The sequence below is a fragment of the Coralloluteibacterium thermophilum genome, assembly GCF_042654365.1.
Classification (GTDB): domain Bacteria; phylum Pseudomonadota; class Gammaproteobacteria; order Xanthomonadales; family Xanthomonadaceae; genus Coralloluteibacterium; species Coralloluteibacterium thermophilum.
The window spans coordinates 1-15,087 of the sequence record NZ_JBHSGG010000068.1; the positions used below are offsets into that span (position 1 = coordinate 1).

Consider the following 15,087-nt stretch of genomic DNA (forward strand, 5'->3'; position numbering starts at 1 on the left):
AGGCAAGACCAGAAGTTCTCAGCCCTTTTACAACCGTCCGTGATTTCGGGGTAGAACCCCAACGAGCTACGCCTGTGCACCGATCGCATCTACGATGCGATCATTCATGGCGAATTGCCCTACGGGCAAAACGGCATCACGATGCACGACGAGTCCTTATGGGATTCGCCCGACCTCACCATTCGCCATGTCGACCTCAAGCGCTGGATGGCTCACACCTATCCGGGCCAACGACCAGCATTTCTCTTCTCCCGTGCCGAGCGAGTTGTCCATCCGGTCATCACGGTCGAGGCCGGCCAGGCACTCCTGGTGGAGCGCGAGGCTCTGAAGTCTCAACTGGATCTGTGCCGGCACCAAGTGCAGGCGCTGCAAGACCAACTGAAGAAGCAGGACGCGCCTACTGCCTCCTGCGCGCTTTGTCCGCTCAGCGATCGAGCCGAGGCGACCTATTTGAACATCGTCGGCGCATTGCTGGAAGTGATGCTCGGGCACACGCCGTCTGGAACTCCTTACTCCCGCTTCACCAGCCAGGAAGCGGTGATCAGCGCCCTGATCGCGCACCACGGGAATCTCATGGGCATCGCCGAGCGGACGCTGCAAGCCAAGTTTGCTCAGGCACGCCGGAAGCTGCGATCGGCCAACTGACAGCAATGCAAGCCCGTATCTGCGGTCGCGGAAACCGCATTTGCGGTGGTTATCCTCGTCTTGGTCTATTCAATTACGAGTCACCCTAACAAGCGCTCCTGAGCGCTAAGGAGTGACTCCATGTCGGAGGAAACACCCCTCCCGCTCCCCGCGGTCGAGCATCGCATCCTGCGTCGCGACGAAGTTGAAGCCAAGACTGGATTCAAGCGCGCGCACCTCTACAACCTGATGAGAGCCGGCAAGTTCCCGAAAGCCATTCGCCTCGGGATTCGTGCCGTCGGTTGGGATTCACTCGAAGTAGAGCAGTGGATCGCCGAGCGCCGAAAACAGCGCGTCTGAACTCGCCCTTCACCCATACGACGAGGAGCGAGACGATGTTAGTCATCTCCATCATTTCCACCAAGGGCGGCGTTGGCAAGACCACGACGACCGCGAATCTGGGCGGTTTCGCCGCGGACGCTGGCCTGCGCGTCCTGTTGCTCGACCTTGACGTGCAACCCACGCTATCGAGCTACTACCCGCTTATGCATCGGGCGCCCTGTGGGATCTACGAACTGCTCGCGTTCAACGAACAGAACCTGGAGCGGCTCGTCTCCCATACCTGCATCGACGGCCTCAGCTTGGTGCTCTCCAACGACGACAGGGGGCAGTTGAACACGCTGCTGCTGCACGCGCCCGATGGGCGCCTGCGCCTGCGGCATCTGCTGCCCGCATTCCAGGCGAGCTACGACCTGGTGCTGCTCGACACGCAGGGCGCGCGCAGTGCGCTGCTGGAGATGGCCGTGCTGGCCTCGGACGTGGCGCTGTCGCCAGTGACACCCGAGATTCTCGCGGCGCGCGAGCTGCGCCGGGGGACATTGCAACTGATCGAGGACATCGCCCCCTACCGGCACCTGGGCATCAAGCCGCCCCCGCTGAACCTGCTGATCAACCGCGTGCATCCGGTATCGGCCAACGCCCGCGTGATCCAGCAGGCATTGCGCCAGATATTCGAGGGACGCAGCGACGTGCGCGTGCTGGACACGGCCATTCCGGCGATCGAAGCCTATCCGCGCGCGGCGACGCAGGGCTTGCCCGTCCATCGCGTAGAGAACCGGCGCCCCACCGGACGCAGCGCGCCTTCCGCGCTGGAGACGATCCGGGCGGTTGCCTGCGAGCTGCTCCCCCAATGGCGGGAGGCTTTCAGCCAGGTCGACGGGAAAACGCCGAAGGAGACAGGCCGTGTCCAGCGCCCATGACCTGACGCGTGGGCACAAGCAGCTTCGCGGCCTGATCGACTTCGCGCTGCGCGAGGGCTGGGACGTCGTGCGGACGCCCGGCGGCCATCTGAAATTCACGAAGCCGGGCCTGCCGCCGATCTATACCGGCTCCACCGCAAGCGACCACCGCGCCGCGCGCAACGCGCGCGCCCAGCTCCGACGTGCCGATCGGCAGGCAAGCGCGCCAGGAGACGGCCATGGCTGACCTGACGCCAGCCGACATGGCCTCGAAGCTCCTGGCCGAGGGCTTCCAACGACAAAGCCCCGTCGCGCGGGCATTGAGCGATCCCATCGCGGACACGCCGATGGTCGTGACGCTCGACGAACTGCGCTCCTACGAGCTGGATCCACGCATCACCCGCAATCCGCTTTACGACGAAATCAAGGCGTCGATCCGTGAGCGCGGCCTGGACGCGCCGCCACCGATCACCCGGCGGCCCGACGCCGACCACTACATCATCCGCAATGGCGGCAACACGCGGCTGGCGATCCTGCGCGAGCTGTGGTCGGAGACGAAGGACGAGCGCTTCTTCCGCATCTCGTGCCTGTTCAGGCCCTGGCCTGAACGCGGCGAGATCATCGCGCTGACCGGCCACCTGGCCGAGAACGAACTGCATGGCGGCCTCACGTTCATCGAACGTGCCCTTGGCATCGAGAAGGCGCGCGAGCTGTACGAACAGGAAGTCGGCAAGCCGCTGTCGCAGTCCGAACTCGCCCGCCGTCTTGCCGCAGACGGCTATCCGATCCAGCAGTCGCACATCAGCCGGATGCAGGACACTGTGCGCTACCTGCTGCCCGCGATCCCCAATGTGCTCTACGGCGGACTTGGCCGGCATCAGGTCGAGCGGCTGGCGGTCCTGCGCAAGGCCGCCGAGTGGGCCTGGGAGACGCGCGTACACGGCAAGGTGCAGCCGACCGACTTCGACACGCTGTTCCACGAGGTCCTGGCGCAGTTCGACGCACAGCCCGACGATTTCACCGCACAGCGCGTTCAGGACGAATTGATCGGCCAGATGTCGGACCTGCTCGGCATCGATTACAACGCGCTGGAACTGGATATCGTCAACGTCGAAGGCCGACAGCGCGCGGTGAACAGCCCGCCGACGTTGCCGGCGGAAACACCGGCGCCACCGTCGTCATCGAATCCTGCATCTGCGTCTCAACTACCCGCGTCGGCACCACCACCCGGGACAGCGGCAGCGCCGCCAAGCCGGCAGACAGGCGAAGCCTCGAAGGAGAGCCAGCCGAGGCCAGCAGCCAAGCAGGCGCCGCCACCCGAAGCGCCGCCGATGCTTCCTCCGGCACAGGCAGCACCCGAGGACGAAGAGAACCAGCGGCTGCAAGACCACATCGTCTCGCCGGCGACCAGCACCGAACGGCTGCAGGCGATTCAACAGCTGGTCGCCGAGCACACCGGCGAAGACCGGCCGGACTTCCGCGATAACGTGCTGCGCGCCATTCCAGTCCAGGCCGGCGGTCTCTTTCCCATCACCGACGTTTGGTACATCGAGCCGGGACTGGACACGCCCGAAGGATTGCGCACGCACATCGCGCAGTTTGCCCGCGAGATCGCCGAGGAGGCGCAGCTGGCCGACTGCATCGGCGCGTCGGACGCCGGTCTCGGTTTCGTATGCCTCGCTCCCCGCACGGCCGCGCTGCCGCCGTTCGGCCGGGCGGTGCTGGCCCTGCTGCAGGCCATGGGCCATGGCGCTGAACCACCTGCCGGCGCGCGGCGCGACCCGTTCCCCCTGGAAACGGCGCTCGGCACGCTGCTGCTGGGAAGCGCGCCCGCCACCATGCCTCGGCTCAGCGATACCGGGCTGGTCAAGCTCTTTCGCCTGTTGCGGCTGGCGCGTCGCCTGTTGGACCTGGAAGCAGACGCCAGCGACGCATCCTCGGGCTGATCGGATCGGAGGCGATCATGACGGCACCCCATCCCTTGAACCAAGCTGTTGTCGCCCAGGCCCTGCACGACCTGCGCAACGGCCAACTGCGCCGCTGCCTGGCGATGGGGTTCGGAGAGCGCGAGCTGGACGTGCTCAAGCAGCCGGCGTTGGTCGCGCTGTTGGCCAACGCGCGCGTGCCCTGGTGCACGGTCAAGGTGAACCAAGACATGCTGTGGCGGCTGGTCAGCCAGATGCACGACATTGAGCACGAGATCAGCACGGTCGATCGCATGCTCAGACTCGGTGCCAGTACCGAGATGGTCAGCAAGTTCTATGGACTCACCCACCAGGAAGTCGCCTTGCGGCGCGAGATCCTGGGGCTACCGAAGCGCAAGGGTCGGCACCCGGTGCTGAACGAGGAGCAGGAGACTGCCCTGTGGCATCGCTGGAAGCCCGCCATCGCGGAGCGCGGCATCGCACTGGATGACGAAAGCGCGATGCTGACGTTGACGATGGACCTGGCCGAGTCGCTGTCCTTGCCCATGTCGGTGCTCTGGGCCGCGATACGGAGCTGGATCGATCAAGGGCTGGTGTAGGCCCATGACGACGCCACGCTCTGACGCGACTGGCCCCGTTTCGCTATCGACCATCCTCGACGGCGCCTTGCAGCGCCTGGAAGCTGCGCGCACCCGCGACAGCGGCCCCCAAGACGGCTTTCTGTTCAGTGGCAATCGCCACGAGGCGGTGCCGCGAGCCTTGTTCTTCGATCGACGGCTCACGCCATTGGAGCGCAACGCCTGGCAGGTGTGTCGCTTGATGCTCAACGACGACGGCCTGACTGCGTGGCCGACCTACGAGCAACTGCGCCCATGGCTGACCTCGATGCCCTGCGTGCCGAAAGCGTCCCACGAAACCGTCGCACGCGCCTTGACGGTGTTGCGGCTCACGCGCTGGTTCAGCCTGGTGCGCCGGCGGCGCGACGCCAGAAGCGGTCGCATCCTCGGCAACCTGTACGTGCTGCACGACGAACCGTTGAGCCCGTTCGAGGCCATGCAGCTCGACTCGGGCTACCTGGAGCTGATCAGCCAGGCCCTGACCCATGCGAGCAAGGCCGTTCAGCGCGTAGGACAGCAGGCGCTGCGCGAACTGACCGATGATCCCTTGCTCAACGGCCGCGTGCTGCCAACACGTCTCCAAGTGCTGGCACAGCGCATGGCCCGACAGCCCGCCGACGAGCAAGAGACTTATCCACAGGATCAAGCGGACCAGGAATCCGAAGAAGGCGCCGCACCCCCTCTTCGGAACCGATCGCAGCCGTCTTCCGATTCCGAAGCAGGCGGGAAACCCGGCGAATCCGCCTCTCTTCGGAATCCGAAGCAGGACCGTACTGAAGTACTGAGTAGTCGTATAAATGAAGTACGTACAGTACCGCGCGCGTTGCAGAACCTCCGCCTGCCCGAACGCTTCGGGTACCTGAAACACGAGCAGCAGGCCGGCGCGCTGGTGGCCCTGCAGCAGGTCGACGCCGACCTGCGCCAGTCCGTGCTCGACGAATGGAATGCGCGCTGCCGGGGCAGCACGGTGCGCAATCCTGCGGGCTACCTGTTCGGCATCATCCAGAAGGCGATCCGCGGGGAGTTCAAGGCGTGGGCAGGCCAATCAGACGCCGAATCCGGCGCCGCCAAGCACGCCGGCAATCCCGCACCCGCCGCCAAACCGGCGAGTCCCGAAGTCGTCCAGGCCCGCCTGTCGGAGCTGCGATCGTTGTTGAGCAAGTCGTGACGGCGTTTCGTCCGCGTGATCAGACCGCCTTGGCTCTCCCTGGAGCTATCCCCTGGGGATAGTTGGAACAGCTTGCCTTCCGCGACCGGAAACTGGCGGGGCGCTAGTGCGCTTTGTTGACTGACGGCCTTCCTGCTCGCCGGGATGCTCGCAACTCGTTCACCAACTGTGAGTCGTCTCCATGGCCAACGAACCCTTGCAACTCAATCTCGGGTCGCTGCGCAGTGCGATGTCACTGACGCTGCACACCCATCATGCCTCGCGCATCTGGCACGGCCGCGCTGCTGCAGAAGGCCGGCCCGGCATCGTCGGCCTCAACGGCTACATCGCCGTCATGAACAAAATGAAGCGCGGCGCCGAGCAGGACGATCCGTATAGCGACTGGTGGATGCTTCGGATCGAAGACAAGCTCGCGCAAACCAAAGCCAGCTTGCAGACGCTGCGCGAGCAGGTCGACCAAGCGCTCTCGGACGTGCCGCCAGCGCTGTCGCTGGGTGAGAACCTCAACGTACAGCCGGTCAAGCTGCCCTTGTTCGTCAACGCCCAGCTCGGCTTCATGGCCGTCTACCTGCTGGCGGACTACGACGACCTGGCGCGGAAGCTGATCCTGGCCCATCACACCGCGCTGATCGATCGCTCGACGCTGGAGCGCTGGCTCAATGAGGGCGCCCATGCGCTGCGCAGCCTGTTCTCGCTGGCGCAGCAGTACCGCTATTCCGGCTGCACGCGCGATGACTTCGCCGCCAAGAACGCCGCCGCGCGTGCCGCAGTCGAGAAGTATGGAGAGCTGCCACAGGACGTTCTCGAAGGCACGCGCCGTTCGCGCTACGCCCCTCCCATCGCGCGTCGCTCCCCACTGTCGTCGTCGCCATCGCGCCGCTCGGCGGCGGTGGACGAGCACGAATCGAACGAGGATGACCGCGCCGAACCGGGGGCAACGCCGTCAGAAGCCGATGGGGGTGAGCCAGCATGAAGCCCTCCCTCGACGCGAGCGCTCCCCGGCGCTTCTTCAATCTGGAACAGGCGGACTTCCAGCAACTGGAACACGCAGCCTCTCTAAAAGGCCTTTTAAGACCCTTTAAGGGTAAGAGGACCCTTCAGGACTGGGCCGGCCAGTGCCACGCGCTGCGGGACGGGCTGATCGAACTGGCGCAGCGGCGCGTGCTGGCGCAGGCCGGCACCTATCCCTTCCGCCTGCTGCCCATTCAACTGGCCCAGCAAACCACTGGCGCAGGCACCGTCTTCCTGCGCTGGCGCAGGCAGGACCGCTCCGCGATGGGCGTGGCCCTGTGGCAGGAGCTGATGGAGAGCCCCGCCACGCCGGACACCCTGATCGACGACCTGTTCGCGATGGAGGTCCAGCGCGTCGTGCTGAACATGCAGATCAGCCTGCTGCATACCCTGGGCCGGCAAGCCGTCGACTGCGCCAGCAAGCTCGACCAGGCGCATGCGGTCTACCAGCGCCGCAGCGGGACCGCTGCATCCCAGCCCGCGTCGAACGGCGCAGCGCACACCTGACCGACTTCGACCCCCAGCCACTGCGCCAACCACGGTAGCGCAGGTCATTCCCACCACCACAGGAGTCCACACATGAGCACGCATTTCGTCGGCGAAGGCAACATCGGTTCTGCGCCGGATTTCCGGGAGTTCCCCCACGGCAACGAGGAGCCGCGCAGGCTGCTGCGCCTGAACGTCTACTTCGACAACCCCGTCCCGACCAAGGACGGCTACGAGGACCGCGGCGGCTATTGGGCGCCGGTCGAACTGTGGCATCGCGATGCCGAGCATTGGCAGACCCTGTATCAGAAGGGGATGCGGGTGCTGGTCGAGGGCCGCACGGTCAAGGACGAGTGGGAAGATGCCGAGGAGAACGAGCGCACCACGTTCAAGATCGAAGCGCGCCGCGTCGGCATCCTGCCGTTCCGCGTGGAGTCCGTGAAGCTCAGCGCCAAGCCGGCCAGCACCGATCCGGACCCGGACGCCACGTGAAACCCGGTGGAGCAGCGCCGCGCTCGCGGAGAGCTGCTCCACTTCTTCGCAGCGCCCGGACGCGCCCTATCCCCAGGGGATAGTTCCACTGGCGTCCATGGAGCGCTGCGCCAGCGCCGAAGCAGACGCTTCCGGACCGTGCAGGCCCGTGCACTGCGGCCGCAGCCTGGATGACGGCGCGCTTGCGCCAGCAGAACCTGGGATCCCCCGCTGCCGTGTTGTTTGCTGCCACATTCGCGGCTGCCGGGGAATGCTGACGGTCATTCAATGACCCTCACGCACATCAGGAGGCTTCATGCGCGTGGTTCTGTGCGAGAAGCCTTCCCAGGGCAAGGACATCGCCCGCGTCCTGGGCGCCACGCAGCGAGGCAACGGCTGCTACACCGGCTCTGGCCTCGGCGTGACCTGGGGCATCGGCCATCTGATCGAGACCGCTCCCCCGGAAGCCTACGGTGAGCAGTACAAGCGATGGGCGCTGGAACCGCTGCCCATCATTCCCCAGCACTGGCAGGTCGTGGTCAAGGCCAAGACCGCCACGCAGTTCAAGGTCGTCAAGCAGCTGCTGGCACAGGCCACCGATCTGGTGATCGCGACCGACGCCGATCGCGAGGGCGAGATGATCGCCCGCGAGCTGATCGACTACTGCGGCTACCGCGGCCCGATCCAACGGCTGTGGTTGTCCGCGCTCAACGATGCGTCGATCCGCAAGGCACTCGGCGCGCTCAAGCCGTCCGGCGAGACGTTGCCGCTGTACTACTCGGCCCTGGCGCGCTCGCGCGCCGACTGGCTGATCGGCATGAACCTGAGCCGGCTATTCACTGTGCTCGGGCGCCAGGCCGGCTATTCCGGCGTGCTGTCGGTCGGTCGCGTGCAGACGCCGACGCTGAAGCTCGTCGTGGACCGCGACCGCGAGATCGCGCGCTTCGTCTCCGTGCCGTTCTGGACGATCGAGGTGTTGCTGGCTCATGCCGGCCAGTCCTTCGTGGCCAACTGGACGCCTCCGGCGGGTTGCACCGACGACGCCGGGCGCTGCCTGCAGCAGCCCGTCGCGCAGCAGGCGGACGAACGCATGCGCGCGGCCGTCAGCGCGCAAGTGGTGTCCGTCGAGACCGAGCGCATGCGCGAGGGACCGCCGCTGCCGTTCGACCTGGGAACGCTTCAGGAAGTGTGTTCCAAGCAGCTTGGGCTGGACGTGCAGGAGACGCTGGACATCGCGCAGTCCCTCTACGAGACGCACAAGGCCACGACCTATCCTCGCTCGGATTCGGGCTATCTGCCCGAGAACATGCTGGCCGAAGTGCCGACCGTACTCGACAGCCTGGTCAAGACCGATCCAAGCCTTCGCCCGCTGGTCGCCAAGCTCGATCCCCATCAGCGCTCGCGCGCATGGAACGACGCCAAGGTCACGGCGCACCACGGCATCATTCCAACGCTCGAACCGGCGAACCTATCGGCCCTGAACGACAAGGAGCTGGCCGTCTACCGACTGATCCGCGCCCACTACCTCGCACAGTTCCTGCCGCATCACGAGTTCGACCGCACCGTGGCGCAGTTCGCGTGCGCCGGCCAGTCGCTCACCGCGGTCGGCAAGCAGATTGTCGTGACCGGCTGGCGCCAGGTGCTGGCGGCGCCGGCACCGGACGAACCGGACGAGGACGCACAGCGCAGCCAGGTGCTGCCCGCGCTGCACGCCGGCTTGTCATGCCCCATCGGCGCCGTCGATCTGAAGGCATTGAAGACCCTGCCGCCCAAGCCGTACACGCAGGGCGAGCTGGTCAAGGCCATGAAGGGCGTCGCCAGGCTGGTCACCGACCCGCGGCTCAAGCAGAAGCTCAAGGACACCACCGGCATCGGCACCGAGGCCACGCGCGCCAACATCATCAACGGACTGCTGGGCCGCGGCTATCTGCTGAAGAAGGGCCGCGCGATCCGGGCTTCCGATGCGGCCTTCACCCTGATCGACGCGGTGCCGCCAGCGATCGCAGATCCGGGCACGACCGCCGTGTGGGAACAGGCGCTGGACATGATCGAAGCGCGGCAGATGACGCTGGACGCCTTCATCGCCAAGCAATCCGCCTGGGTCGCCCAGCTCGTGCAGCAATACCGCACCGCAACGCTCTCCATCCAACTGCCACCCGCGCCAGCCTGTCCGCAATGCGGCTCGCCGATGCGCCAGCGCACGGGCAAGAGCGGTGCCTTCTGGTCCTGTAGCCGCTATCCGGACTGCAAGGGCACGATGGCCATCGAATCCGCGACCGGCGGCAAGCGCAGCGCGCCGCGCAAGCGGCGCACCGCACCCAAGGCGTCCTGACGCTCCACGAACCCCGCGCCGCGCCAGCCGTTCCACCGGCGGCATGGCCCAACGCCCGCGCACCCCGCGGGACTCCCCAGCGCGCGTCACCTTCTGCAACGGTGTGCGCGTCCCGCCATGCCCCACGGCCCGCGGGACGAGAAGGCCCTTGCTCCTCGAATCGCATCTGCGCGGTTCCCATGATCGGCGTCGTTGCGTCCACCGCGAGGGGTCCCCCGAAGGCTTGCCGCTTCCAGCGTGATGCGAGTCGTCGGGAGACCCCTCGGGTCGACGGTAATCAGTGCCGGTGCCCGCCGGTGAAACAACGGGCTCCCTTTGTGCACGGATGTGTGCCGAAGAATTTCGACCCCAGCCACGACATGGGTCGGGTGCGACTGCTGATGCAGCGACAGGCTCCACCGACGGCCAAGTCCCTGCGACAGCCCACGGGTGGTTTCTTCCTCCGTCGCCGAAGGCGCAAGCCTTCGGCGCCTTTCTCCTGCCTTCCAGAAACGCGGGACCGACGAACCTGGCACGCCCCCTGTCGTCGAGCGGCCGACACCGAGTGCACCCCATCCCGACCGACCACTGGCGGGCGCGCGAACCGAATTCTTGCGAACCGGCAATCGGGAGGCAGCCAGTCCCGATTGCTGAATGACGCGCACGCGCGCACGCCCAATCCTGTGCCCATGCGTCGCTGACTCCTGTCAGCACCATGCCAGCAGCCTCGGTCTTCCAGGCTGCGATGCGGTTCCCCCGCATGACCGAACCAGTCCGCTTCGCATCGTATTGCGGACGAGCGTCCATCCCGACGCCGATGCCTTCTTGTCCACCTCCACGGAAGTTCCATGCCCGTCAGGACATGGCCTCCCGCTCCCTCAGCCAGGAGAAGCCATGCCCCTTGCCTCCACACCAGCGTCATTGAGCGCTGCACAAGCCCGTGCCGAATCCATCGGCTATCTCGCCTTGGCCTACACGGGCAAGCGCCTGCTGCTGCAGATACGTCACAGCGCCGCAGGCCACTACATCGGCACCGCCGACGACGACGGCCCCGTTTCCCGAGAGTCCGTCGAGTACTTCCGTTCCCATCAAGCGGCCAACCACGCCCTGACGACCGGGCGATGGCAACAGCGTCTCGAACCCTGAAATCCAACCACCCCGGAGCACTCTCATGAACCTGTCTCTTCCCATCGAAGTACTTGATCAGATCGCGCTGGAGGAACGGCACTTCGCCGAGGCGCCAAAGGCCTTCTTCGAGGCCTGGAAGCGCGGCGCGGAAATCGCCGGTGCCGAATGGTTCGGCGATGGCACGCGCGAAGGCCTGCAGCGGGCCAACAGCAAGTGGGATCTGCGTCCCAACATGCTGATGCTCAATGACGCCCTGGGCGTCCTCAGCAGCGGCCAGCGGATGTTCCTCTCCGCCATGGTGAGCTTCTACAACTCCCGCGAAGGCGGTGCGATGCTCAAGCGCTGCGGCTTCGAGGGTCTGTCCGATCTCGGCGGCCTCGATCTGGAGCGGCGCAAGGTCATCGCGGACCTGACGCTGCACTACACCGGCTGGTGAGCCGCCTCCGGCAATCCAGCACCTTTCCTTTTCCAACCCCACGAGGGACATGCGTCCCCGTTCGGGGCCATGTCCCTCCTTCTTTTCCCAGGAGCGATCATGTCCCGAATTCCCTCTATCGCCGTCGTCCTTGGAGGCGGCCTCGTCCAAGCCATCATCGTCCAGGATTGGTCCGGTGCGATCCCGCTTCCGCGGATCGCGATCGTCGACTACGACACCGAAGGTGCCGACGACGACGAGATCACCCGCTTCTCCATTGGCGACGACCCGGCCGAAGCGGTCTGCCGCATCGAGACACCAGGCGTGTACGAATCCCTCCGGGATGCGCTGTCACCCAGAGCCTTGCTTGCGGCGTTGGGCGAGACCGACGATGACGAGAAACCCTCATCGGCGCTGGTGCTCGCCCGAGAAGTACGCCAGAGCATCCTCGACCTGGACGGCCGGCTCGACCGCCTGGAACAGGCGCCGACCGGCGACGACTACAACGCGCTGTACCAGCTTGCCAACGGCGGCTTGATCGACCTGTTGAAGACCCTGGGCGATCCCACGGACTTCGGCGACTGATCCTCGCTGGCCTTTCACCGCCCGGAGCCTTGCGGCCTCGGGCTTTTCCCTGCGGATGCCATCGTCCGCAGGGGCGTGGCTCCGCGCTTTCATCCCAAAGGAGCCACCATGGCCAACAACTACTACGACGCCACCGGCGTCCTGATGCTTGAACGCGTCACACCCGTCATCACCGCGCTGTTCGGCGGTTTCGATCTGGACGAGTCCTACCCCGGCGACGGGCAGGCTTACATCGCTCGTCTCTCCGAATCCAGCGACCCGCAGTGGAGCGATGTGCTGGAGGCCCTGACCGATCTGGCCAGCCAGCTCGACCTGCCTGTACCGGACGACGACGACTCGGAAAATGATCCGATGGGAACGATCATCGAAGTGCTGGCCAAGCACTTCGGCACAGACCAGAACCCGGAGCTGCAGAACCTGGTGGAACACCATCAGTTCGAGGATTCGGCGGACCTGGAAGCGCTGATGCTGATCGCTTCGTGCTTCAACGACGGCTACAACCTGGCCGCCATCCAGTTCGAGGGCTGCTGGCACTGCAGCAAGCCTCGGCTATTCGAGTTCGGCGGCGAGGGCTGTTTCCTGAGCCGGGAGCTGAGCGTATTCAGCGGATCCAGACAAGCCCTGGACCTGGGACTGGACCTGCGCCAGGCGATTCTCGCCGACGACCTCGACCAGGCCGCCGCCAGGATCGCCAAGGAAACGCTGTCGCTACTTGCGGGCGTCAGCGAGGAATCGATTCGCGATCGCCTGCGTAGGCGTGTCATCGAGCAACTGCTCGGCACCGCGTCATCACCCGCGCCCGTCTGATCGGCCGCGACTTCATTCACCCGCTGGGGATTCAGTCCCCAGCAGGGGATTGACCCAGCCATACTTTTGCTGGAGCAAATCCCATGTCCAAAATCGACAACCCATTTTCCCGCGGTTATCAGAACCCGCGCGTTGTCCGAACGCTCCTCATCACGTATGAGGACGACTGCTCGCCGGTTTGGCGGCCGCTACACGCCAGCCAGGCGCATCTTCCCGACGGCCAAGTCGCGTTGTTTCCTTGCCTCATCGGCAAGGACTTCGCGCTGATCACCGAAGGGCAGGAGGTGCCCGAAGAGCTGGAGAACCAGTGCCAGACTGAAGGCATCGTACGCACCGTCGCCTATGCCATCGGGGCGGACGACTTCGACGGTCAGCCCGTGCACATAGGCGATACCTACTCAGAGGCAACCGCCCGCGAGGTGGTGCGACGCCTGAAGTTCGAGACCGGCTTCTACAGCCGGTGCTGGGAAATCAGTTCGGCGCACATCACCGAGGAGGCGGGTCGCTATCTTGCCGAGCTGGCCGATCTCGCGACGCCGAGCCGCTTCCTGTTCGTCGCCTTCCGCATTCCGTACAGCCCGGCGATCGGCGTAAAGCTGATTGCCACACCTTGGTCGGACGAGAACCTGCAGCACGTCGAAGGCATTTCCGCCGAACGACTGCGCCAGGAACATCGGAAGAAAGGCATGCCGGAATGTCTCGTCGAGGTGCTTCATCTTGCCGCATTGGCAGACGTTCGCGTGCTGGTGTTCGACGCCGATGCCCCGATACTGGAAGGCCTGAAGCTGTACGAAGAAGAGTAGACCCCTGAGCCCCCCACGCGGGGGCTCTTTCTTTTCCAGAACCCGGTGCCGGCGGAGTTCCGATTTCCCGCCGATCCCGACCACGCATTCCGTCAGGCTCCCTGCATGTTTGCTGGCGCTGCCGGCAGCATCCCAGGCAGTCGAGACCTTCAAGACTGCAACGCGGTTCGCCGCGTCGGTCGTTCCTCATCCCCGGGCGCATGTCGCGTCCATCACCCACAAGGGACTTTCCTCCCTTGCGGGCGGGAGTCCCTTGGCTTTCCACAAGGAGTCTCCCATGGATACCCAAGCCATTCGTGCTCAGATGCCGACGCTGGTTCAGGGCCACGTGCCATCCAACGTCCGCAGCTTCAAGTTCAACATCTTCGATGGCCAGCCCAAGGTTTCGGCCCTGGGGTTCCCTTTCGATCCCAAGCCATTCGACGGCAAGGTCATCGCCAAGACCGCCGAGGCCGTCGTCGTCAAGACCGGACGCGCCGAGTTCGCGGTGCTCGACCGGACGCTCGTGACCGACGACCCCGACGAGGGAGCCAAGGTGCATGTCGAACCGTATGCCAGGCGTCGCTTCGACGGTCTGCGGGCGGACACGCCCGAAGAGCGGACCGAACGAACGGCCGAAGGCGTGCCTTACACGGTGCAGACCTACATCCTGGGCAGCGCGCCGGCCAAGCTGCCGATCCCGGAGCCGAACTGCCCCGAACTGCGTGACCTGATCGAGCAGTTGGAGAGGTTGCCGGCTCCCGACGGCTTTCGGCGTATCACTCACATGCTGGTCGATGCGGGCGCGAAGGACTTCACCTGGGTCGATCCGACGCCGGACAAGATCATCGAGACGCCCCCGGCGATCGGCTTCACCGTCGCTACTGGAAAGTTCGCGGGACAGGTCACCGTGCTGTACGACCGCGGCGCCGACGTCTACGTGATGGAGCTTCACCGCGGCGACGAGCTCGTGGATCGGATCGACGAGGTGTACTTCGACGATCTTGGCGAAACACTGGAGCGGCTGATCGACGACGGCTCCTGGCGGTTCATCCGCGTGCAATGCGTGTCAGGACGCAAAGCCGTCCGGCACTGATCACAGCCTCGCTTCCCGCCCCACGGCGGGAAGCCTCCCTCTTTTCCCATCTTCAGGAGATCACCATGTCTCTTCGATTCAAGAACGCGAATCTGCGGCCCGTGCTCGCTGAAGCCGCGGCCAACCGGTGCCACGTTGTCCTGGTGAAGGATCAGGGCGTCTACTTCCTAGCCGAGCGCGGAGAGCGGCGTCCCGACGGGCGGCAGAAGCTGGTCGCTTACGCTGTCGGCTGCAATCCAGACGTCGATCCCTTCAACGCCTGGTGGGAGCAGGCACGCGTCGAGTTGGGCGGAGATGACTTCGCCGAGTACTTCGATCCGCAGGATCGCCTGTTCGCTCGGATCCAGAGCAGCGAGGACGACCTCGGGTTCTACCCCGAAATCACGGACGGTTGTAAAAGGGCTGAGAACTTCTGGTCTTGCC

Annotated in this window: 18 protein-coding genes; all 18 read left to right on the plus strand. The window is 65.4% G+C overall.

The annotated features are described in order from the left end of the window. Window positions 1-141: 141 nt before the first annotated feature. Window positions 142-645, plus strand: a complete 504-nt coding sequence (locus ACFO3Q_RS16905) for a hypothetical protein (RefSeq protein WP_465251338.1) — start codon at window positions 142-144, stop codon at window positions 643-645. Between the two features lie 120 nt (window positions 646-765). Further along, window positions 766-984 (plus strand): AlpA family transcriptional regulator, encoded by a 219-nt coding sequence (locus ACFO3Q_RS16910; RefSeq protein ID WP_014159689.1) that lies wholly within the window; start codon window positions 766-768, stop codon window positions 982-984. 35 nt (window positions 985-1,019) lie between these two features. Next, window positions 1,020-1,883 (plus strand): ParA family protein, encoded by an 864-nt coding sequence (locus ACFO3Q_RS16915; RefSeq protein ID WP_014159688.1) that lies wholly within the window; start codon window positions 1,020-1,022, stop codon window positions 1,881-1,883. Beyond that, a complete protein-coding gene (locus ACFO3Q_RS16920; protein ID WP_377006076.1) occupies window positions 1,867-2,109 on the plus strand; it encodes a type II toxin-antitoxin system HicA family toxin in 243 nt (80 codons plus the stop codon). Before ACFO3Q_RS16915 ends, ACFO3Q_RS16920 begins: the two co-directional genes overlap by 17 nt. Continuing rightward, on the plus strand, window positions 2,102-3,808 hold the full coding sequence (locus ACFO3Q_RS16925) for a ParB family protein (RefSeq protein ID WP_014159686.1): 1,707 nt from the start codon (window positions 2,102-2,104) through the stop codon (window positions 3,806-3,808). Before ACFO3Q_RS16920 ends, ACFO3Q_RS16925 begins: the two co-directional genes overlap by 8 nt. Window positions 3,809-3,825: 17 nt before the next feature. After that, window positions 3,826-4,386 carry a DUF2857 domain-containing protein gene (locus ACFO3Q_RS16930; RefSeq protein WP_014159685.1) on the plus strand — a complete coding sequence of 187 codons (561 nt, stop codon included), beginning with the start codon at window positions 3,826-3,828 and terminating at the stop codon, window positions 4,384-4,386. 4 nt (window positions 4,387-4,390) lie between these two features. Continuing rightward, on the plus strand, window positions 4,391-5,572 hold the full coding sequence (locus tag ACFO3Q_RS16935) for an STY4528 family pathogenicity island replication protein (RefSeq protein ID WP_377006078.1): 1,182 nt from the start codon (window positions 4,391-4,393) through the stop codon (window positions 5,570-5,572). A gap of 181 nt (window positions 5,573-5,753) precedes the next feature. Then, window positions 5,754-6,545 (plus strand): PFL_4669 family integrating conjugative element protein, encoded by a 792-nt coding sequence (locus ACFO3Q_RS16940; protein WP_377006080.1) that lies wholly within the window; start codon window positions 5,754-5,756, stop codon window positions 6,543-6,545. Beyond that, window positions 6,542-7,090: a DUF3158 family protein gene (locus tag ACFO3Q_RS16945; RefSeq protein ID WP_377006082.1), complete on the plus strand. Its 549-nt coding sequence runs from the start codon at window positions 6,542-6,544 to the stop codon at window positions 7,088-7,090. The genes ACFO3Q_RS16940 and ACFO3Q_RS16945 overlap by 4 nt, the downstream gene beginning before the upstream one ends. A gap of 72 nt (window positions 7,091-7,162) precedes the next feature. Continuing rightward, window positions 7,163-7,561 (plus strand): single-stranded DNA-binding protein, encoded by a 399-nt coding sequence (locus ACFO3Q_RS16950; RefSeq protein ID WP_014159681.1) that lies wholly within the window; start codon window positions 7,163-7,165, stop codon window positions 7,559-7,561. A gap of 295 nt (window positions 7,562-7,856) precedes the next feature. Next, on the plus strand, window positions 7,857-9,872 hold the full coding sequence (locus ACFO3Q_RS16955) for a DNA topoisomerase III (RefSeq protein WP_377006084.1): 2,016 nt from the start codon (window positions 7,857-7,859) through the stop codon (window positions 9,870-9,872). 900 nt (window positions 9,873-10,772) lie between these two features. Next, on the plus strand, window positions 10,773-10,997 hold the full coding sequence (locus ACFO3Q_RS16960) for a hypothetical protein (protein ID WP_465251340.1): 225 nt from the start codon (window positions 10,773-10,775) through the stop codon (window positions 10,995-10,997). 25 nt (window positions 10,998-11,022) lie between these two features. Continuing rightward, window positions 11,023-11,415 (plus strand): hypothetical protein, encoded by a 393-nt coding sequence (locus ACFO3Q_RS16965; protein WP_014159678.1) that lies wholly within the window; start codon window positions 11,023-11,025, stop codon window positions 11,413-11,415. A 99-nt stretch (window positions 11,416-11,514) separates the two neighbouring features. Beyond that, window positions 11,515-11,979 carry a hypothetical protein gene (locus ACFO3Q_RS16970; RefSeq protein WP_377006088.1) on the plus strand — a complete coding sequence of 155 codons (465 nt, stop codon included), beginning with the start codon at window positions 11,515-11,517 and terminating at the stop codon, window positions 11,977-11,979. A gap of 108 nt (window positions 11,980-12,087) precedes the next feature. Next, complete coding sequence (locus tag ACFO3Q_RS16975; RefSeq protein WP_377006091.1) at window positions 12,088-12,786, plus strand: hypothetical protein; 699 nt, start codon at window positions 12,088-12,090, stop codon at window positions 12,784-12,786. A gap of 83 nt (window positions 12,787-12,869) precedes the next feature. Then, a complete protein-coding gene (locus ACFO3Q_RS16980; protein ID WP_377006093.1) occupies window positions 12,870-13,589 on the plus strand; it encodes a DUF5983 family protein in 720 nt (239 codons plus the stop codon). A gap of 277 nt (window positions 13,590-13,866) precedes the next feature. After that, window positions 13,867-14,664: a hypothetical protein gene (locus tag ACFO3Q_RS16985; protein ID WP_014159674.1), complete on the plus strand. Its 798-nt coding sequence runs from the start codon at window positions 13,867-13,869 to the stop codon at window positions 14,662-14,664. Between the two features lie 65 nt (window positions 14,665-14,729). Further along, window positions 14,730-15,087, plus strand: a 358-nt coding sequence (locus ACFO3Q_RS16990) for a DUF3085 domain-containing protein (RefSeq protein ID WP_377006095.1), incomplete at its 3' end; no start/stop codon positions are given.